The 21,173-nt window shown below is 38.2% G+C and carries 20 protein-coding genes and 1 other annotated feature; all 20 genes read right to left on the reverse strand.

The window, feature by feature from the left end; genetic code table 11:
* Positions 1–10: 10 nt before the first annotated feature.
* The 20 genes from pyrE to pgeF all read right to left on the reverse strand — a co-directional run bounded on the left by pyrE (position 11) and on the right by pgeF (position 21,120).
* Entirely contained in the window at positions 11–643 is a 633-nt protein-coding gene (gene pyrE, locus G4D63_RS00960; protein ID WP_163176783.1) for an orotate phosphoribosyltransferase, read from the reverse strand.
* Positions 640–1,353, reverse strand: coding sequence for an orotidine-5'-phosphate decarboxylase (pyrF, locus tag G4D63_RS00965; protein WP_163176785.1), 714 nt, complete (start codon positions 1,351–1,353; stop codon positions 640–642). Before pyrF ends, pyrE begins: the two co-directional genes overlap by 4 nt.
* Complete coding sequence (locus G4D63_RS00970) at positions 1,326–2,267, reverse strand: dihydroorotate dehydrogenase (RefSeq protein ID WP_163176787.1); 942 nt, start codon at positions 2,265–2,267, stop codon at positions 1,326–1,328. The genes pyrF and G4D63_RS00970 overlap by 28 nt, the downstream gene beginning before the upstream one ends.
* Positions 2,264–3,043 carry a dihydroorotate dehydrogenase electron transfer subunit gene (locus G4D63_RS00975; RefSeq protein ID WP_163176789.1) on the reverse strand — a complete coding sequence of 260 codons (780 nt, stop codon included), beginning with the start codon at positions 3,041–3,043 and terminating at the stop codon, positions 2,264–2,266. Before G4D63_RS00975 ends, G4D63_RS00970 begins: the two co-directional genes overlap by 4 nt.
* Positions 3,040–6,252: a carbamoyl-phosphate synthase large subunit gene (gene carB / locus G4D63_RS00980; RefSeq protein ID WP_163176791.1), complete on the reverse strand. Its 3,213-nt coding sequence runs from the start codon at positions 6,250–6,252 to the stop codon at positions 3,040–3,042. The genes G4D63_RS00975 and carB overlap by 4 nt, the downstream gene beginning before the upstream one ends.
* On the reverse strand, positions 6,245–7,339 hold the full coding sequence (locus G4D63_RS00985; protein WP_163176793.1) for a carbamoyl phosphate synthase small subunit: 1,095 nt from the start codon (positions 7,337–7,339) through the stop codon (positions 6,245–6,247). The genes carB and G4D63_RS00985 overlap by 8 nt, the downstream gene beginning before the upstream one ends.
* Positions 7,336–8,625: a dihydroorotase gene (locus tag G4D63_RS00990; RefSeq protein ID WP_163176795.1), complete on the reverse strand. Its 1,290-nt coding sequence runs from the start codon at positions 8,623–8,625 to the stop codon at positions 7,336–7,338. The genes G4D63_RS00985 and G4D63_RS00990 overlap by 4 nt, the downstream gene beginning before the upstream one ends.
* Positions 8,592–9,524, reverse strand: a complete 933-nt coding sequence (locus G4D63_RS00995) for an aspartate carbamoyltransferase catalytic subunit (RefSeq protein ID WP_163176796.1) — start codon at positions 9,522–9,524, stop codon at positions 8,592–8,594. The genes G4D63_RS00990 and G4D63_RS00995 overlap by 34 nt, the downstream gene beginning before the upstream one ends.
* Before the next feature lie 172 nt (positions 9,525–9,696).
* Positions 9,697–11,004 (reverse strand): solute carrier family 23 protein, encoded by a 1,308-nt coding sequence (locus G4D63_RS01000; protein WP_163176798.1) that lies wholly within the window; start codon positions 11,002–11,004, stop codon positions 9,697–9,699.
* 162 nt (positions 11,005–11,166) lie between these two features.
* Positions 11,167–11,709, reverse strand: a complete 543-nt coding sequence (gene pyrR / locus G4D63_RS01005) for a bifunctional pyr operon transcriptional regulator/uracil phosphoribosyltransferase PyrR (protein WP_163176800.1) — start codon at positions 11,707–11,709, stop codon at positions 11,167–11,169.
* Positions 11,710–11,907: 198 nt separating this feature from the next.
* Positions 11,908–12,822 (reverse strand): RluA family pseudouridine synthase, encoded by a 915-nt coding sequence (locus G4D63_RS01010; protein WP_163176802.1) that lies wholly within the window; start codon positions 12,820–12,822, stop codon positions 11,908–11,910.
* The gene (lspA, locus tag G4D63_RS01015) at positions 12,797–13,285 is read right to left on the reverse strand and encodes a signal peptidase II (protein ID WP_163176804.1); all 489 of its coding nucleotides are present in this window, start codon (positions 13,283–13,285) and stop codon (positions 12,797–12,799) included. The genes G4D63_RS01010 and lspA overlap by 26 nt, the downstream gene beginning before the upstream one ends.
* A 267-nt stretch (positions 13,286–13,552) precedes the next feature.
* A complete protein-coding gene (locus G4D63_RS01020; RefSeq protein ID WP_163176806.1) occupies positions 13,553–13,882 on the reverse strand; it encodes a TraR/DksA C4-type zinc finger protein in 330 nt (109 codons plus the stop codon).
* A gap of 305 nt (positions 13,883–14,187) precedes the next feature.
* On the reverse strand, positions 14,188–16,956 hold the full coding sequence (gene ileS / locus G4D63_RS01025) for an isoleucine--tRNA ligase (RefSeq protein WP_163176808.1): 2,769 nt from the start codon (positions 16,954–16,956) through the stop codon (positions 14,188–14,190).
* 95 nt (positions 16,957–17,051) lie between these two features.
* Positions 17,052–17,310 (reverse strand) — a binding site (T-box leader).
* A 55-nt stretch (positions 17,311–17,365) separates the two neighbouring features.
* Complete coding sequence (locus tag G4D63_RS01030; RefSeq protein ID WP_163176810.1) at positions 17,366–17,875, reverse strand: DivIVA domain-containing protein; 510 nt, start codon at positions 17,873–17,875, stop codon at positions 17,366–17,368.
* A gap of 89 nt (positions 17,876–17,964) precedes the next feature.
* On the reverse strand, positions 17,965–18,738 hold the full coding sequence (locus tag G4D63_RS01035) for a YlmH family RNA-binding protein (RefSeq protein WP_163176812.1): 774 nt from the start codon (positions 18,736–18,738) through the stop codon (positions 17,965–17,967).
* A gap of 96 nt (positions 18,739–18,834) precedes the next feature.
* Positions 18,835–19,104 (reverse strand): YggT family protein, encoded by a 270-nt coding sequence (locus G4D63_RS01040; protein ID WP_163176814.1) that lies wholly within the window; start codon positions 19,102–19,104, stop codon positions 18,835–18,837.
* A gap of 1 nt (position 19,105) precedes the next feature.
* Complete coding sequence (locus G4D63_RS01045) at positions 19,106–19,552, reverse strand: cell division protein SepF (protein WP_163176816.1); 447 nt, start codon at positions 19,550–19,552, stop codon at positions 19,106–19,108.
* Positions 19,553–19,624: 72 nt separating this feature from the next.
* Positions 19,625–20,293 (reverse strand): YggS family pyridoxal phosphate-dependent enzyme, encoded by a 669-nt coding sequence (locus G4D63_RS01050; protein WP_163176817.1) that lies wholly within the window; start codon positions 20,291–20,293, stop codon positions 19,625–19,627.
* 5 nt (positions 20,294–20,298) lie between these two features.
* Complete coding sequence (pgeF, locus tag G4D63_RS01055; RefSeq protein ID WP_163176819.1) at positions 20,299–21,120, reverse strand: peptidoglycan editing factor PgeF; 822 nt, start codon at positions 21,118–21,120, stop codon at positions 20,299–20,301.
* Positions 21,121–21,173: the final 53 nt, after the last annotated feature.

Raw genomic sequence — 21,173 nt, forward strand, 5'->3', positions numbered from 1 at the left:
TCCTTATTTTTTATGCTGTAACCCAAGACTCATCTTGAGGATTTTGTCTCCATTTTTCAAGTTTTTCTAAGTCCTGATTAGATATTTTCCCTTCTGCTGCAGCTACTTCTGCTAATGCAGTAAAGGTAGTTACAGAGAAAGCATCTACCTCTAAGTCTGAAAGGCGTTTTTTAGAAGCATCAAGCTCATATGAAAAAATGGCCGCTATCCCTAATACTTCACAGCCCATTGCTCTTAAAGCCTCAACCGTCGCAAGGGAGCTTCCGCCTGTAGAAATAAGATCCTCTATTACTACTACCTTTTGACCTGGCTTTACAGCACCTTCTACTTGCTTACCTTTACCATGGCTTTTTGCTGCACCCCTAACGTAACACATAGGTAGCTCCATCACATCACTTACCCAAGCTGCAGGGGCGATTCCTCCTGTTGCAGTACCTGCGATTACTTCCACTGTAGGAAAGTGTTCTTTAATTGTATTTTGTAAACCTTTAGCAATATCCTTACGTACTGCTGGATAGGACATCGTTAAACGGTTGTCACAATATATAGGAGATTTTAACCCTGAAGACCATGTAAAAGGATCGTTAGGCTGTAATGATACTGCTCCAATTTCTAATAAATGCTTAGCGATTTGATTTTTCATACCGTTGCACCGTCCCACTGTTTTTTCATCTCTTCATACTTCTGTACTGGATTTTCTGCACTAGTAACACTTCTTCCAACCACAATCATACTAGAACCAGCATTTCTCGCCTCAGCGGGAGTTGCAATTCTGGTTTGGTCATTTTTAGCGTCATCAGCTAAACGAATGCCTGGTGTGACTGTTAAAAAGTTGTCTCCACATACCTCTCTCAGCATAGGTACCTCCAATACAGAGCACACCACTCCATCTAAACCAGATTTCTGAGCTAACACGGCATATGACTTTACTGTTTCTTGTAAAGATTGCTGAATTAATAGTTCACTTTTTAACATCACGTCAGACGTACTAGTAAGCTGTGTAACAGCAATGAGCCTTGGTCTTTTCCCAGAAATAGAGCCCGCTTCTAACCCTTCAAGAGCAGCCTCCATCATCACTCTACCACCGGCTGCATGTACATTTACTAAGTCTACACCAAGAGATGCTAGACTTCGCATTCCCATTTTCACTGTATTTGGGATATCATGAAGCTTTAAATCTAGGAATATTTGATAGCCTTCATTCTTTAAGTACTTAATGATCTCTGGCCCTTCTTTATAAAACAGTTCCATGCCCACTTTAACGAATAACTCTCTGCCTTTAAAAGGAGATAAAAAGGCCTGTACTTCTTGTAAATTCTTAAAATCTAGCGCAATGATAAGGGGGTGCTGCATACCTTGTTCCAGCTCCTTCCGATACATTCTGTAACGTGGTCATAGCCTAATTCGTCAAGTAAACCTGGTAACTCTTCAATAATGGTTGGACAGACAAACGGATCAACAAAATTAGCTGTTCCTACTGCCACTGCACTAGCACCTGCATACAGGAATTCAATGACATCTTCCGCAGTTTGGACACCACCCATCCCAATAATCGGGATTGACACTTGTTGACTTACCTCATAAATCATTCGAATCGCTACTGGCTTAATAGCCGGCCCTGATAATCCACCAGTACGATTAGCTAATATAGGTTTACCTGTTTTAAGGTCTATTCTCATACCTAATAATGTATTGATCATCGTTAATCCATCTGCGCCAGCAGACTCAACGGCTTTAGCCATGTCCACAATATTGGATACATTTGGTGAAAGCTTTACATAGACAGGAACCTCAGATACTTCCTTTACCCGTCTTGTTACATCGGCAGCTACTTCTGGAATCGTCCCAAAAGCAATACCCCCTGTTTTTACATTCGGACATGATATATTAAGCTCAAGAGCATGAACATTCTTTGCTTTGGAGATTTCTCTCGCTACCATTACATAATCCTCAACAACAGATCCTGCTACATTTGCAATGATTGGTGTTTCATATTGCTCTAGCCATGATAATTCCTCTGAAATGACCTTTTCTAGCCCTGGATTTTGTAAGCCAATCGCGTTTAGCATACCGGAAGAAGTCTCAGCCACTCTTGGAGTTGGATTACCGAATCTAGGTTCTACAGTTGTTGCTTTAATCATAATCGCACCAAGTGTATTAAGATCATAAAGCTTGCCATATTCTTTCCCAAAACCAAAGCATCCCGAGGCCGGCATAATTGGATTTTTTAAAGATAAGCCTGGTAGCTCTATCGCTAATCGACTCATAAAACCACCTCGCCTATTGGAAATACTGGACCGTCGCTGCAAACTTTTTTATACGCATAGCCAGTTTCATCATTCTGAACACGACAAACACATGCAAAACAAGCTCCAATTCCACAGCCCATTCTTTCCTCTAAAGATAAGTATGCTCTAGCTTCCTTATAGCGCTCCTCCAATGCACGAAGCATTGGAGTTGGACCACAAGAGTACAGCGTATCAAATGTAAGTTCATATCTTTCAATTACATCTGTTACAAATCCAGGTGTACCGTATGTACCATCAACGGTTGCTACATACGTTTCTCCTAGTTCCCTGAATTCCGACTCATAGAAGGTGTTCTCAATCGACTGAAAGCCAAGTACATGGATCACCTTGACACCTTTTTTAACTAACTGTTTAGAGAGCTCATAAAGAGGAGGGACGCCAATACCTCCCCCAACTAATAAAGCTGTTTCTCCCTCTTGTGTTGCCTCAATGGGAAACCCGTTCCCTAATGGACCTAATATATTTATTTGATCTCCTGCTACTCTTTCAGATAGGGTAGACGTTCCTAAGCCATCTCGACGATAAAGCATCGTGAATTGTTGCTTCACCGAGTCTACCGAACATATACTAATGGGTCTTCTCAACAGTGGCACAGCCCCAGGAGAGACCTTGATATGCACGAATTGCCCAGGTTCTTTCATAGAGTCAACCATATTGCCTTGTACAGTTAGCTCAAAAATATCCTTCGCAATCGTTTTCTGCTCAATAATCGTCATCCATTCCTGTTGAATCACGCTAAGACCACCTCTTGTTTACGAGTTGTTAGCTCCATTGCCTGTGCTTGGAATGTCATAGATTCTAACACTCCTAAAATCGCATATGCCGTATCAAGTGCTGTCAAACACGCTACACCATTTTCTACTGATTCACGACGAATTCTAAAGCCATCACGAGCTGGTTGTTTGCCTTTAGTTAAGGTATTAATAACAAACTGTGCTTGGCCTTTTCGAATGACATCAATAAGATTTGGTTTTTCAGCACCGATTTTATTAACAACCTTTACAGGAATACTTTCCTTCTGCATATAAGCTGCTGTACCTTCAGTTGCTAAAATATTGTAGCCAATTTGATGAAATCTCTTTGCAATGCTTAACGCTTCTTCCTTATCTTTATCAGCAACTGTGAATAATACAGAACCATACAATGGGACAGAGATACCAGAAGCAACTAGTCCTTTATAAAGTGCTTTTTCGAGCGTTACGTCTTTACCCATAACTTCGCCTGTAGACTTCATTTCAGGTCCTAATGTTATGTCTACTCTTCTTAACTTGGCAAAGGAGAATACAGGTGCTTTCACGTACACCCCACTAGATTCCGGGTGGTAGCCTGTTTCATATCCTAATTCTTTTAAAGATGTACCTAAAATGGTTTTAGTTGCTAGATTAGCCATCGGCACTCCAGTTATCTTGCTTAAAAATGGAACCGTACGACTAGATCTTGGGTTAACTTCTAACACGTATACTTGATGGTCTGCGATAACAAATTGTATGTTTAATAGTCCAATAATGTTTAAACCTTTTGCAAGCTTAATTGTATAATCAATAATTTCTTGTTTAATTTCTTTCGTTAAATTTTGCGGAGGGTACACAGCGATTGAATCTCCTGAGTGAACACCTGCACGCTCAATATGTTCCATGATTCCAGGAATATAGACAGTTTCACCGTCTGAAATAGCATCGACTTCAATTTCCTTACCCGTTAAATAACGATCAATTAAAACAGGATGCTCTGGGTTGATTTTCACTGCATTTTCCATGTAGTGTAATAGTTCATCCTGGTGATAAACGATTTCCATAGCTCTTCCACCAAGCACATATGACGGGCGAACTAGGACCGGGTAACCAATGCGATCTGCTACTACAATTGCTTCCTCTACCGATGTTGCAGTCTTTCCTTCTGGTTGCGGTATACCTAGTGTCGATAGAGCATTCTCAAACTTATCACGGTTCTCAGCACGATCTAAATCTTCAAGAGATGTTCCAAGTATTCTTACACCCTTTTCTGCTAGTCCAGCAGCTAGGTTGATGGCAGTTTGGCCACCAAATTGTACGATTACACCAATTGGTTGTTCTACTTCAATAACATGCATAACATCCTCAACCGTTAGCGGTTCGAAGTATAACTTATCAGAAGTATTAAAATCAGTTGAAACCGTCTCAGGGTTATTGTTGATGATAATTGCTTCATAACCTGCTTCCTTAATCGCCCATACAGAGTGAACTGTCGCATAATCAAACTCAATACCTTGCCCGATGCGAATTGGCCCAGAACCAAGTACTAGTACACTTTCCTTTTCTGTCATTGCTGACTCGTTTTCGTCTTCATAGGTTCCGTAATAATATGGAGTGGAAGATTCGAATTCTGCTGCACATGTATCAACCATTTTATAGACTGGAAGAAGGTTATGTTGCTTTCTCAATTCATAAATATCTTGTTCAGGCTTATTCCAAAACTTTGCAATGGCTTTATCAGAAAAACCCATTCGTTTTGCTTTTGTTAAAACTTCTAAATTTCCTTGATTGTCACTTAACTCTTGGTCCATCTTTACAATATTTGCGAATTTATGAAGGAAGAACAAGTCGATTTTGCTCCATTCAAAGATTTGCTCAATCGTGATCCCTCTTCTTAAAGCTTCTCCGACAATGAACAAACGCTCATCATCTGCTTTTGTAATTCGTCTTTGAATTTCTTCATCTGTTAAGCTACGGAAGGTTTCTTCTGTAAAATGATAGAGACCAGCTTCTAAAGAACGAATTGCTTTTAGTAGAGATTCTTCTAAAGTACGTCCAATCGCCATTACTTCCCCAGTCGCCTTCATTTGGGTTCCAAGCTTACGGTTTGCTGATTCAAACTTATCAAATGGCCATCTTGGAATCTTCGAAACCACATAATCAAGTGCCGGCTCGAAGCATGCATATGTTTTACCTGTTACGGGGTTCATCATTTCATCTAACGTTAAACCGACTGCAATTTTTGCTGCTAGCTTTGCAATTGGATACCCAGTTGCTTTAGATGCCAATGCTGATGAACGACTTACACGGGGATTCACTTCAATTACATAGTATTGAAAGCTATCTGGGTCAAGTGCTAGCTGGACGTTACATCCACCCTCGATTTTGAGAGCACGAATGATTTTAAGTGAAGCATTACGAAGTAACTGATACTCACGGTCACTTAAGGTTTGACTTGGTGCTACTACGATAGAATCTCCAGTATGAATTCCAACCGGATCTATATTTTCCATATTACAAACAACGATTGCATGGTCACTGCTATCTCTCATTACTTCATATTCAATCTCTTTAAAGCCAGCAATACTCTTTTCTAGTAAACACTGTGTTACAGGGCTATTTTTTAATCCACTTGTAACGATTTCAATTAATTCTTCTTCATTTTCACAAATCCCACCGCCTGTGCCACCTAATGTGTAGGCTGGACGAACGATTACAGGGTAACCAACCTCTCCAACAAACTTATATGCTTCCTCAAGGGTGTGGATGATATCACTTTCAGGAACTGGTTGATTTAGTTCATTCATTAATTGACGGAACAGGTCACGGTCTTCCGCTTGCTCGATAGCAGAAAGCTTTGTACCAAGAATTTCAACTCCACATTCTTCAAGTACTCCAGCTTTTGCTAAGTCCACTGCCAGATTCAAACCTGTTTGACCACCTAATGTAGGTAGTAGGGCATCCGGACGTTCCTTACGAATGATTTTGCTTACGAAGTCTACTGTTAAAGGCTCGATATACACTTTATCTGCCATTTCTGAGTCTGTCATAATCGTTGCTGGGTTTGAGTTAACAAGAATAACTTTATAGCCTTCTTCTTTTAATGCTTGACATGCTTGTGTTCCAGCATAATCAAATTCTGCTGCTTGACCAATGACAATCGGGCCTGATCCAATTACAAGTATCGTTTCTATATCATGTCTTTTAGGCATATTCTTTTACCTCTCCCTTTTTGCTACGTTCAATTAATGATTGAAATTCATCAAATAGTTCATTTGCATCCTCTGGTCCTGGTGAAGCTTCTGGATGGTATTGTACAGTAAAAGCAGGAAAATCAAGATGACGTAAGCCTTCTACCGTCCCATCGTTTAATGCAATATGAGTGACTTCTAAGCGTGTATTCACTAAAGACTCTTCTTCAACTGTATATCCATGATTTTGAGATGTGATGGCTACTTTTCCAGTCTGTATATGCTTTACCGGGTGGTTTGATCCACGGTGACCAAACTTCATTTTCTCTGTATTGGCACCACAAGCAAGTGCAAAGAGCTGATGCCCTAGGCAAATTCCGAACAAAGGAACTTTTCCTAAAATTTCAGAGATCATTTCAATTGCTTCAGGAACATCCTTTGGATCTCCAGGTCCATTACTTAACATGATTCCGTCTGGGTTTAATTGAAGAATTTCCTTCGCCGTTGTGTTATAAGGAACCACCACTACATCACAATTACGATTGTTTAACTCACGAAGAATTCCGTGCTTCATACCAAAGTCCACTAATACTACGCGATCTCCTCTGCCCGGGCTAGGGTAAGGATTAGTTGTTGATACTTGTTCTACTTGATTAACAGGTAGTACTTCACCTTTTAGCTTCTGAACAACTTCTTCAACGGTAACGTCCATTGAACAAAGGGCACCTTTAAGTGTTCCGTATTGACGGATAATTCTTGTTAGCTTTCTAGTGTCGATTCCTGATAGTCCAGGAATATTTTTCGCCTTAAAATATTCATCAAGTGTAAATTGACTTCTCCAGTTAGAAGGAGTTTCACAAACCTCTTTCACTATAAAACCAGAGATTGCTGGGTTAATAGATTCAAAGTCATCACGATTAACACCATAATTACCAATCAATGGGTAAGTAAGAGTGACAATTTGACCACAATAGGAAGGATCAGATAGGATTTCTTGATAGCCCGTCATACCTGTATTAAACACCACTTCACCGATCGATTGCTCTGTGCTTCCAAAGCCCTCTCCTACAAATACTGTTCCATCCTCTAAAATGAGCTGTCTTTTCATACCGTCACGTTCTCCTTTTCCCAAACAATATTTCCATTAACAATCGTTAACTGTGGCCAACCTTTACAAGTCCAACCTGTAAACGGTGTGTTTTTCCCCTTTGATAAAAACATAGCAGGGTCAATTGCTTCTTCTTTTTCTAAATCAATAACTGTAAGATCTGCTCTCGAACCTACTTCTAGTTTTCCGTATGGAAGGTTAAAAGCATCTGCTGGTTTTATTGTTAGAAAATCAACAAGTTGCTTAAGAGTAATATGACCTTTCTCCACAAAGTGGCTGTATAAAAGTGGGAAGGCAGTTTCTAGTCCAACAATTCCAAACGGTGCTGCTTGCATTCCTTCTGCTTTTTCAGCAGCAGTATGTGGTGCATGATCTGTTGCGATAAAATCGATCGTACCGTCCAATAGTCCTTCAATGAGTGCTAGCTGATCTTCTTTTCCTCTTAAAGGTGGGTTCATCTTATAATTAGGATCTAATCCTGGAATGTCTTCCTCACATAATAAAAGGTGGTGCGGTGTTACTTCTGCGGTTACTTTGATTCCTGCTCTTTTTGCATCTCTTACAACACGAACAGATTCTTTTGTACTAATGTGACAAACGTGATAATGACACCCAGCTGCCTCTGCTAACAATACATCACGCGCGATATGGACTGATTCACAAACTGAAGGGATGCCATTGATTCCTGCAGATTCTGAAAATACTCCTTCATGAACAGAACCTTTATTTATGAGGGTGTTATCCTCACAATGTGCAACGATTGCCATATCAAGACTTGCGGCTCTTTTCATCGCTTCAAGCATTACCCCTGCACTTTGCACCCCTACTCCATCATCAGTAAAAGCAAATGCTCCAGCTTCTTTTAATGCAGCAAAGTCGGTTAATGTTTCTCCGAGCTGCCTTACTGAAATCGATGCATAAGGTAATACATTCACAGAAGATGTATCTTTAATCCTGTTTTGAAGCCATTCCATTTGTTCTTTTGTATCAGGTACTGGTCTTGTGTTAGGCATGGGAGCAATAGTTGTAAATCCACCTCTAGCAGCTGCCTTTGTTCCAGTTTCAATTGTTTCCTTATGCTCTCCACCTGGTTCACGAAGATGGACATGAAGGTCAACTAGACCGGGTACAACAAGTTGGTTTTGAACATCAATCACTTGATCCTGATCAGAAGATTGTATGGAAGATGTTATTTCAGTAAGTATTCCATTTTCTATTTTAATATCACCTAGAATAAACTGACCCTCTTCGTTTAAAAGCTTCCCATTTTTAAGTATTGTTGCCATTTGCCAATCTCCCCCTTATTACTAGTCATTACTTCTTTAAGTACTGCCATTCTTACAAACACACCATTTTTCATTTGTTGAAAGATTCTTGACCTTTCACATTCAACTAAAGAATCAGCAATTTCAACATCACGATTCACAGGTGCTGGATGCATAATGATACTTCCCGGCTTCATTCTAGCTTCTCTTTCGAGTGTTAAGCCAAACTGTTTATGATACTCCAATGCAGTAAGTCCGTTTTTCTCACCGTGTCTTTCATGTTGAATTCGGAGGAGCATAACTACATCAGCCTTTTCAATTCCTTGATCAAGTTCTATATATGTTCCATTTGGATTATTTTCATCAATCCATTCTCTTGGTCCTGAGAAATATACGTTTGCACCAAGTCTTGTAAGCGTTTCTGCATTTGATTTTGCTACTCGACTATGTCTGATATCACCAACAATGACAATGTTAAGCCCATGAAATCTACCATATTCTTTTCTGATCGTATATAAATCTAGCAGAGACTGAGTAGGATGGTGTCCACACCCATCTCCTGCATTAATGATTGGGATATTAATTTTTGAGATTAACTTTTCAAAATAGTTATCTTCCGTGTGGCGAATAATCAGTGCATCAATTCCAATGGACTCAAGTGTTTTAACTGTGTCGTAAAGGGACTCTCCTTTTTGCACACTTGAATTGGTAGCTTCAAAATTCACCACCTGAAGACCTAGTCGCTTTTCTGCAACCTCAAAACTAAAGCGAGTACGAGTACTAGGCTCGAAGAATAAATTTGCGACAAATTGATCGCCTTCTGTCTTCCAGCTCTCTCCTCTTTCAAAACGTTCTGCCTCATCTAATAATTGTTGAATTTCAATAGTAGATAAGTCACTCATTTTCACTAAATGCTTCATTTTGTCATCTCCCCATTCATTTAAAAAGCACTAACTTATTAAGTACACAGCTTATAAAAAAACACCCTTTTCTTCTATAGAAAAGGGTGTAAGAAACCAGAAGGAAGCGTTTAAAATACTCTTCCTTCTACTACACCCTTGAAAGCCTCTCTGGACTTATTTAAAAGGTGAACTATTTAAGATTGTCATTTATGTCGTAAACATCCCCTGATTCTACTTCACGATCAGGCAAGACTAGATTTAACACGATTCCAAGGATGGCAGCAAGAGCCATTCCATGAACCTCAAAGTGTTCTGAAACTTTTATAATTGCTCCGCCAATTCCAATCACTAGAATGACAGAAGAGATAATTAAGTTACGGTTTTTACCTAAATCGATTTTAGAATCAACCATCATTCTTAATCCTGAAGATGCAATGATTCCGAATAAGAGAATGGATACTCCTCCCATTACCGGGGTTGGAATAGAACTTATAATTGCACTTACTTTTCCGATGAATGCAAAAGTGATTGCTAACACAGCTGCTCCACCAATAACAAACACGCTAAACACCTTCGTAATTGCTAGTACACCAATGTTCTCACCGTAAGTTGTATTTGGTGGTCCACCAATTAATGAAGCAATAATCGTTGCAACTCCATCACCCATGATGGAGCGATGTAAACCTGGTTTAGCAATTAAATCACGATGGACCACTTTACTTAACACCATTTGGTGACCAATATGCTCTGATAATGTTACTACTGCTACAGGAACCATTAGCCAAACAATGTTCCAAGAAAAATCTACCCCTGTGTAAAATGTAACGAATTCTGGCATTTGAAACCACTTAGCAGTTTTTAAACCTGTAAAATCTACTAACCCAACAAAGTAAGAATAAATGTATCCACCTACGATTCCTAGCAATACTGGAATCAAGCTTAGAAAGCCTTTTTTTAGATATACTGAGAAGATTACAGTTAAAATTAATGTTACAAGTGCCGCTGACAAGTGAAGCAAGCTGTATGTTGAGGGATCACTTGGATTTTCAAGCATTGCCATGTTAACTGCCACACCTGCAAGACCTAATCCAATGACAATGATGACCGGTCCTACAACAACTGGCGGTAATAATCTCATTAACCACTTGTAACCTACTGCTTTGATGACTAGTGCGACCACTCCATATACAAGACCTGCTAAAAAGCTTCCTAGCATTGCTGCTTCTGGTCCACCTAGTGCTGTGGCAGTTATGATTGGTGCAATAAAGGCGAATGATGATCCTAGATAAGCTGGCACTTGACCTTTTGTGATAATTAGAAATGCAAGGGTTCCAAGTCCGCTTGATAGTAATGCAACAGCTGGACTTAAGCCTGTTAAAAACGGGACAAGAACGGTGGCACCGAACATTGCGAATAGATGCTGAAAGCTAAGTGAAAACCAGTTTACTGCCGATGGTTTCTCATGTATGTCTAAAATGATTTCTTTATTGGATTTCATATACGTGTTCCCCCTATGTGTCTATCTGTTTTCTCTCTATGTTCCAATTGTTTCAAATAAAAAACCTCTTTGCTAGGTTGCAAAGAGGCAGAATATACTTATTAGCTAAGTACCTTCCACCCTTTGCAGCCTCTCTGGACTAACTTAAAAGGGTTTATTTATTTATCTCTCGTGTATCGTAACTTGTTCAACCTGATCAACTTCAGTTAATTCTACTACTATTTTCTCTGAACTTGATGTCGGTATGCTCTTGCCCACAAAATCTGCTCTGATTGGTAGTTCACGATGACCACGATCTACTAAGACAGCAAGCTGTATTTGAGCAGGTCGTCCTAAGTCCATTAACGCATCCATTCCAGCTCGAACCGTTCTTCCGGTAAACAAAACATCATCAACCAATATTACCTTTTGGTTAGTTACATCAACCGGAACATCAGAGCCTTTGAATAATGGTTCTTGATTTTCGGTTTTCTTTGATAAGTCATCACGGTAAAGGGTGATATCTACCTCGCCAACTGGTATCTTATTACCTTCTATTTGCTCAATTTTTTCAGCTAACCTCTGGGCGATGTAGATTCCTCTTGTTTTAATTCCGATCAACACACAATCTTCTATGCCTTTGTTTCTTTCAATGATTTCATGTGCGATTCGGGTTAATGCTCTGCGTATTGCTTGGTCATCCAGTACAATTGCTTTAAACGTCACTTTAGCTCACCTCTTCTATTACCCTGAAAAGAAGTATAAAAAAATCCTCTCACTGTCAGTGAGAGGATAGACTTAGAGTATAAAAAGGATACAAGGGTACCCCCTTTTATACTTACTCCGTTTCCTTCTCAGCCTCACAGGACTGTGTTAAAGGGCCATATGTTATTAAGGTAATTATGTCAGTCAGCTCGAATTTTGTCAACTTCTTTTTTCAAGCCAGTCCAACACCTCTTCAAACTCTTTAGGTAATGCAGCTTCAAACTCAAGGTATTCACCAGTTCTTGGATGGTCAAATCCTAATACGCCTGCATGTAATGCTTGTCCATCTAGTTCAATCGTTTTTTTCGGTCCATACTTAGGATCACCTGCAAGCGGATAACCAATATATTTCATATGAACACGAATTTGGTGGGTACGCCCTGTTTCTAGTTGGCACTCCACATAAGTAAAATCCTTAAATCTTTGTAAAACCTGAAAATGAGTCACTGCATCTTTACTATTCTTTTCAGTAACGGTCATACTTTGACGATCTTTTTCATCTCTACCAATTGGAGCATCAATGGTTCCTTTGTCATGTGGTATAACTCCATGAACGATTGCTTTATAACGTCTAGTTACGGTTTTATGAACTAGCTGATTTACTAAGGATTCATGAGCCATATCATTTTTTGCTACCATTAATAAACCTGAAGTATCTTTATCAATTCTATGGACAATTCCTGGTCTCATTACTCCATTAATACCTGATAGATCCTTACAATGAGCCATTAACCCGTTTACTAACGTACCAGAGACATGACCAGGTGCCGGGTGAACGACCATCCCTCTCGGCTTGTTTACAACCAAGACATCAGAATCTTCATAATAAATCTGAAGATTCATTTCTTCTGGCTCGACATCTAAAGGTTCAGGCTCTGGAACGGTTAAAGTAATCGTGTCACCTGTTTTACACTTATAGTTACCTTTAACTACATTTTCGTTTACAACCACTAGATCGTTTTTAATCCATTGTTGTACTTGAGAACGAGACCATTCCTCATTCATGGACGATAATAATTTATCAATTCTTTCTAAATGTTCTACTTCACTAACTTTGTATGTCACCTGTTCCATGCTGTTTCTCCTTTTCTTGCTTTCCTTCTAATAATGTATGAATAAAGAAAAGCCCTACACCAATTACTAATGCAGAATCCGCAATATTAAATATTGGAAAATCATAAGTAAAAATATATGTATTTATAAAGTCTACGACTTCCTTCCGAAATAAACGGTCTATAAAATTTCCAATTGCTCCTCCAAGCATGAAACCAAGAGACCAGCCCATCAACTTTTCTTGCTTAGGCATTTTTTGGAGGAATACAACAATACCAATAATAACAATGGTGGTTATGATATAGAAAAACCACATTTGTCCCTGTAAGATCCCCCAGGCTGCTCCTTTATTTCGATGAGAGGTTAGATATAAAAAATTTGTAATAAGAGGAATACTTTCTCCTAGTTCCATATATTTTACAACTAACCATTTAGTAAATTGATCTAACAAGACTATAATTGTTGCAATAGCATAGTACACCAATAGTTTTCCCCCGCTTCAGATAAGTTACTACCTGATTTTAACATAGAGTATTCCAATCATACAATGTAGTTAAGCATATCATAGCTTTGATATGAAAGCTGCTTAATTCTAATTGTTTCATTTTTAACAAAAGTAAAAATTATATCTCGTCCCTTATTTCCGGTGTAGTCACAAGATTCCCTGGAGAAGGAAAGAAGGTTCTGTTATGCACGTCGCTCCAAAACCCTATTTTTAGCATACAAAACCAAGAGACGCTATTTCTAGCGTCTACACTCTTACTAATTCACTATAAGTAAAATCCTGAAGAGATCTAGCTGTTGGCAAAGTTTTTAGTTTTTCTAGAGGAATTGGTTCTCCTGTCTCTTCACAGTAGCCATAAATTCCAAAATCAATCTTAATCAATGCCCGTTTTACATCGATTAAATCGTCCTGAATATGCTTTTGAATGAGAATCTTTTTTTCGTCTTGATTGTTACGAAAAAGTGGTTCGGTAGCCATTTCTTCATAAACACTTCCGCTACCATCCTGTAACCGACTTTCTAGTTCTTGTTTCATCACGAGAAGTTCAGAATGAATTTCATTAAAATCCATGTTCATCAAAACGCCTCCTCTTAGATGTTGAGTTGGTTGTGTATCATGTAGTGTATCCTCTTGTCAAGAAAATAAAAGCAACAAGATTTTCCTCTCATTCATATCATTCGCTAAACTAATTTTCGGTTTGTCGTATAGACAATCCTTTACTATTAAAAAAATCGCTAGTACTCAACAGTTATTAAAATAGGCTACTTACTTACTTTATGTAAACGGTCTTCACACGTGAATATTTAATAAAATGTGCTTAATCTTTGTTTCAAAGTAAAAACAAAGGCCTAGTGACCAAATTGATCACTAAGCCTCTTATTCTATGCTGAATAGCTTTGTTTTATGACATCTGCACATCTTGAACATAAAGTTGGATGGCTTTCATCTTGACCAACTGTAGGGGTTACGATCCAACAACGGTCACATGTTTCACCTTCTGCTACCTCAATTAATATAGATACATTTTCAAATGCCTTTGCCTCTGCAGGAGCATTTTCTACCGCTCCTCCTAATTTTACGTCAGAGACAATAAACAATTGCTTTAAATCTTCCTTGATTGATGTTAATAAGGCTGAAGATTGGTCATTAGTGAATAAAGTGATACTTGCAGTTAGAGATTTACCAATCAACTTTTCATTACGTGCGATTTCTAGAGCTTTTAGAACGTCATCTCGAAGGGACATAAACTGATCCCATTTCTGCTCTAGTTCCTTTGCACCTGCGAATTGTGTTACTTCTGGCATATCAACAAGCTGCACACTTTCTTCTTCGACGCCTTGAATGTATTCCCAAACCTCATCAGCCGTATGAGAAAGAATTGGCGCAACTAGCTTTGTTAAGCTCAATAATGATTCATATAGCACTGTTTGGATTGCACGACGATCATTTTGATTTGCTGATTCAATATATAGAATATCCTTTGCAAAATCAAGATAAAACGAACTTAATTCAATCGTACAGAAATTATGAACGGAATGGTAAACAGCTGCAAAATCATATGTCTCATACGATTTTCTTACCTTTTCAACTAGTTTATTTAATTTCACAAGAATGTAACGATCAACTTCTCGCAAGTTCTCATATGAAACTGAATCTGTTTGGTGATCAAAGTCCGCTAGGTTCCCCAATAGGAATCGGAATGTATTTCTAATTTTACGATAAACTTCTGACACTTGTTTAAAGCCATTATCAGAAACACGTACATCGGATTGGAAGTCAACAGACGCAACCCATAGACGTAGAATATCTGCTCCAAATTGGTTAATAACCTTACTTGGTAAGATTACATTTCCAATTGATTTACTCATTTTTCTACCCTGTTCATCAAGCGTAAAACCATGACTTAGCACTGCTTTATATGGAGCTTTCCCAGTTACAGCAACACTAGTAGATAGAGAAGAGTTAAACCAACCTCTATATTGGTCAGATCCCTCTAAATATAAATCAGCTGGTCTTTGTAAATCGTCTCTTTCCACTAATACCGATTGATGAGAAGACCCTGAGTCAAACCAAACATCCATGATGTCTGTTTCTTTAGTAAACTGACCATTCGGACTAGATTCGTGAGTAAATCCTTCTGGAAGAAGATCCTTTGCTTCACGCTCAAACCAAATGTTAGATCCATGCTCTCTAAACAATCCAGAAACATGCTCAATCGTTTCATCAGTTATAATTGGTTCGCCATTCTCTCCGTAGAACACAGGAATTGGAACACCCCATACTCGTTGACGTGAGATACACCAATCTCCACGGTCACGAACCATATTAAACAAACGTGTTTCACCCCATGTTGGAACCCACTTCGTTTCTTGGATTGCTGCAAGGAGCTCCTGACGAATATCTGCAATTGACGCAAACCACTGTGCAGTTGCACGGAATATAGTTGGCTTTTTAGTACGCCAGTCATGTGGATAAGAGTGAGTAATAAAGCTTAACGATAATAATGCTCCTACCTCTTGTAGCTTTTCAGTAATCGGCTTGTTAGCTTCATCATAGAAAAGACCTTCAAATCCAGGTGCTTCAGACGTCATATACCCTTTTTCATCGACTGGACATAGGACATCTAAGCCATACTGCTTGCCTACGATAAAGTCTTCTTCTCCATGTCCTGGTGCCGTATGAACACAACCAGTACCTGATTCGGTTGTTACATGCTCACCCACCATGACTAATGATTCACGATCATAGATAGGGTGCTTAGCAACTACTTTGTCTAAGTCCAAGCCTTTTAGTGTTTTGACAACCTCTGGTGTTTCCCACTCAAGCACTTTTGTCACTTCTTCTAAAAGAGCAGAAGCAATTACAAACTTCTCCTCATTCACCTTTACGACACTGTATTCTAATTCAGGATGTAAAGAAATACCTAAGTTAGCTGGAATTGTCCATGGTGTTGTTGTCCAGATGATTATTTTCTCATCACCTTCAAGCACACCCTTACCATCTTTAACAGGAAATGCTACATAAATAGAGGCTGAACGCTTATCTTGATACTCAATTTCGGCTTCTGCTAATGCTGATTCACTTGATGGGGACCAATAAACAGGCTTTAAACCTTTATAGATATATCCCTTTTTCGCCATCTCCCCGAACACCTTGATTTGCTGTGCCTCATACTCAGGCTTTAAGGTAATATAAGGATTAAACCAATCTCCTCTTACACCTAATCGCATGAATTGCTGCCTTTGGCTATCAATTTGTTCATAAGCGTATTCTTCACAAAGCTTTCTAAATTCTGAAACGCTCATTTCTTTGCGGTTCACTTTTTTGTTTTTAGTTAATGCTGTCTCAATTGGAAGTCCATGCGTATCCCAACCAGGAACGTATGGTGCACTATATCCACTCATAGACTTATATCGAACAATAAAGTCCTTTAGCACTTTGTTTAAAGCGTGCCCCATATGGAGATCTCCGTTTGCATATGGAGGACCATCATGAAGAACATATAAAGGACGTCCAACAGTTCTTTTTTGTACTTTTTCATAAATATTCATCTCAGCCCATTTAGCTTGAATATCAGGTTCGCGGTTTGGAAGGTTTCCACGCATTGGAAACTCTGTTTTTGGCATAAGTAACGTATCTTTGTATTCCATTCTATTTCCTCCAATTTTTAATAGTTTCATCATGTCCATAATTCTAGAATGATAAAAGTAAAGTCTCAGTAAAACACAAAAAGACCCTCTATCCCAAAAGGGACGAGAAGGTCTCGCGGTACCACCCTTATAGACTAAACCAGCTCATTTCACCTTAATAAATGAGCTGTGTATGAATAAAAAGTCCACTCTACATTCGTAACGAGAATGATTCGCCAATGCTTACTTTTACTTAGGTTCAGCATGGAACTCAAGGGTGATTTTCATTCCTTTTATCTGTATCGAGCTCTCACCGTCCTCGAATCGCTTAAACAGACTTTTAAAAAGAATTACTGTCCCTATCATAGTCATTTTTATCAGACATTGTTTGTTAATGAATTATATGTAAAAAACTTGATTTCGTCAAGCCTTATTCATCTGAGTCAATGTCAATACTTGGAGTTTTAATTTCTTTATTTAATTCCATGAGATGATCCCAATCATCATTTTCAATTAATTCTAACTGAGCTTGTATTAACATTCTGAATCGGGTTCGGAATACTTTAGATTGTTTCTTCAATTCATCAATCTCAATTGTAACTTTACGAGCCTTAACAAGTGATTCATTAATGATACGGTCTGCATTTTTTTCTGCTTCTTTTACGATTAATTTTGCTTCCTTAGTTGCATTGCGTTTAACCTCTTCAGCTGTTTCTTGAGCAATTAAGATAGACTTGTTTAAGGTTTCTTCAATGTTAGAAAAATGACCTACTCTATCCTTTAGTTCAATCACTTTTTCTTCTAATTCTTTCTTTTCACGAATAACGAGTTCATAGTCCTTAATCACTTGATCTAAAAACTCATTTACCTCATCCTCGTCATATCCACGAAATCCTCTAGCAAACTCTTTATTATGAATATCCAATGGTGTTAAAGGCACGTTGGCCACCTCCACGTTCTCTTTTATACAATTTCTTTCTTATTTCGACAATTTTACCACTATTTCCTTCTATTTTAACAAACTTTTTGTCATTTGGCTTTACCAATTTTAATTCTAAATTTATCTCTCTTTGTTTTTCCTTCTATTTCTGTTATTTTACATCTTCCATGTCCTCTGACAGATAAGATATCTCCTTCCCTACACTCAAAAGAGGTTTCCTCTACCTGTCTCCAGTTGACCTTCACAACTCCCCCTTTAATTAATGGAGTTGCTTTAGATCTCGAAAGATTATATGCTTCTGCAATCATTACATCTAGTCTCATAGATGAAACCGTACAAAATTCTTCTTTCCATTCTTCAATGATTTGAATAATTTGCTTCGACTCTTTTTCAACTAGCGTAACTTTGGCTCGTCCAATTGATTGTAGATTCATTCGGATAAAGTCTGCGATCTCTTTGGCTACAATTATTTGGAGACGTTCCTCTTCAAATAGAATGTCACCATACTTAGCACGTTTTAAGCCTAATGACATAAGTGATCCTAATACTTGGGGATGTTCAATCGTTACAAATTTATGAGGATACTCTACCTCAAAAAGGCTAAGTTGAAAATCTTCTTCAGTTGGAACATAATAATCGGGATAAATGACTGCCCGACATCGCTCTGAATGAGGAGAGCCTCCAAAAAACTGAACCATCGCATCCTGATTCTGTCCAATGACACTTTTTACAATCATTTGTTCTCTAGGATCTAAAAAATCAGATAGCTTTGGGCTATAAGTTGAGGTAACGATTTCCTTCCACTCAAGGACTTGATCAATAAAGGCATGTTCTTCTGGTCGGAAATGCTGATAGATTGTCATAAACTTCGCTCCAATCAACAAAAGAAAGGGAATCTAATTATAGATTCCCATCCTTGTAACATTTTTTTATTTTATGTTTATTTTATTAGTCCCTTGTTAGATAAGACCTAAAAACTCAAATAAAGAAACTAACCCTCGACTAGCAAAATTCAGTAAAAAGATCGCTACTATTGGTGAAATGTCGATCATTCCTAGTGGTGGGATAATACGTCTAAAAGGCTCTAAGTATGGTTCGCAAATCTTAGTAAGTAGTTGTCCAAAACTACTTTGCTTAGCATTTGGAAACCAGGATAATAAAATATAAATAATTAAAGCATAGGAATAAATGTTAATAGCGTATAAGAGTATACTTAATAGCGTTTCCAAGTTACCACCTCTTCTCTGATAAATCTTCTTCTTGTATGTAATCTGAAATACTTCCAGAAACATCTACATTATCTGGTGTACAAAGGAATATATTGGCCCCAATTTTTTGGATATCCCCACCTATTGCGTAAACCGTGCCACTTAGAAAGTCGACTATTCTTATTGCTTGATCATGAGAGATTCTCTGAAGATTTATAACTACCGATTTCCTATTTTTCAAATGGTCGGCAATTTCTTGCGCCTCGGAATAGGTTCTTGGCTCAAATAATATCAACTTAGAAGTGCTCTTTGGAACACTTTGTAAACTAACAACATTTTGTTTAGGAGCCGGTTGGTGCTTGGCAGATCTAGATCCTACCATATCCTCCTCATTTGAACTCTCATATTCATTGTAATCGTATTCTTCATCTAAGGCAAAAAAGCTTTTAAATTTAGACTTTACACTCACTTTATTATCCTCCTAAATAATATTCCATGGAAGTTCAATTATGTTTAGTTTCAATAATTGCTTTAAGAGCCATTACTCAAATAACGAAGTACCGACTCGGATGAATGTTGCACCCTCTTCAATAGCTAGTTCAAAATCATTGGACATCCCCATTGATAATTCCTCACAGCTTGCATATTGTAGTTTTAGAGCTTGTACATCTTTTTTCAGGTCTCTCAATCTTGCGAAGCATTCTCTTATTACCGTCTCATCATCAGTATTAGGTGCCATTGTCATTAATCCAACAACATGAATGTTCTGATAAGGGGCAAGCTCCTTAATAAATGGAACAACATGATCAGGTGACATACCGTGCTTAGATTCTTCACCAGAAGTATTAACTTGTACAAAACACTTAACCGAATGGTTAGCTCGCTTATTAAGTTCTTCTGCTAAAGAGATACGATCTAAAGAATGGATATAATCCACTTCATTAATGATGTTTTTGACCTTCCGTGTTTGAAGAGAACCTATAAAATGCCATTTTGGCTCTTCACCCAAATGCTTTTTTTTCTGAAGTAAACCCTCATCTCTATTTTCTCCAATATGCAGAACACCCGCTTGTAGTGCCTCATTGGCTTGCTCAACAGTAACGTATTTCGTTACCGCTATTAATTTTATCTCACCGGGATTTCGATTAGCTTTTGAACAAGCATGTTCTATTCGTTGCTGTATTGTGTTTAGATTATCTTTAACAGTCAAAAGTCCTAATCCTCCTTATATCCAATAAAACTCATCATTCTACCTGTCTTCCCCTGATCCCTACGGTGTGAGAAAAACAAATCCTCTTCACAGGATGTACACCTTGATGAAATCAAAATATTACTTTCTTTAATGCCCATCTTTTTAAGTAGTAAATGATTTAAATCCGATAAATGTAAAGAGTATTGCCCGGAAGACACCTCCTTAAATGGAGGTTTATCACCTTCCGCAAGAGTTTGAACCACTTCGTTAATAACACGATCGTCGACAACATAACAGCAATCATGAATAGATGGGCCAATGGCAACAAATATATCCTTTATATTAACTCCCTCGTCTTCAATCCAACACTTTACCATTCGACTAGCAATTTGTTTAACTGTCCCCTTCCAGCCTGCGTGAGCTAGACCTATTAATCCACGTGAAGGAACGAAAAAATATAGGGGAACACAATCAGCGTAAACCGATGTTAGTAATACGTTAGATTCATCTGTGTATATACCATCTGTATGAGGAATTCCTTCTTCATACACATATACACCTTTCCCACGATCACTTCTGGTAACCTTTTTTATATGATGGTCATGAACCTGTTCGGAACATACCCATTCTTCTGTAGGAAATTTAATGATTTGTGAAAGTTTTTTCCGATTCTTATTAACACTCTCTTTAGAATCATGAACATGCAAGCCTAAATTAAACGTACAGAATGAATCTGTACTAAAGCCCCCATTCTTAGAGGTGAAACCAGCCATTACATGAGGAAACTGGTCTTGCCAAGGAGATATACGAAAAAATTCATCCTGTGCTAATTGGAATGGCTCCATCGTAAGCCTCCTTAGAAACTTAAAGTATTTTAAGTATAGGGAAATTATCCCTT

Source organism: Bacillus mesophilus (genome assembly GCF_011008845.1).
Taxonomy (GTDB): Bacteria; Bacillota; Bacilli; order Bacillales; family SA4; genus Bacillus_BS; species Bacillus_BS mesophilus.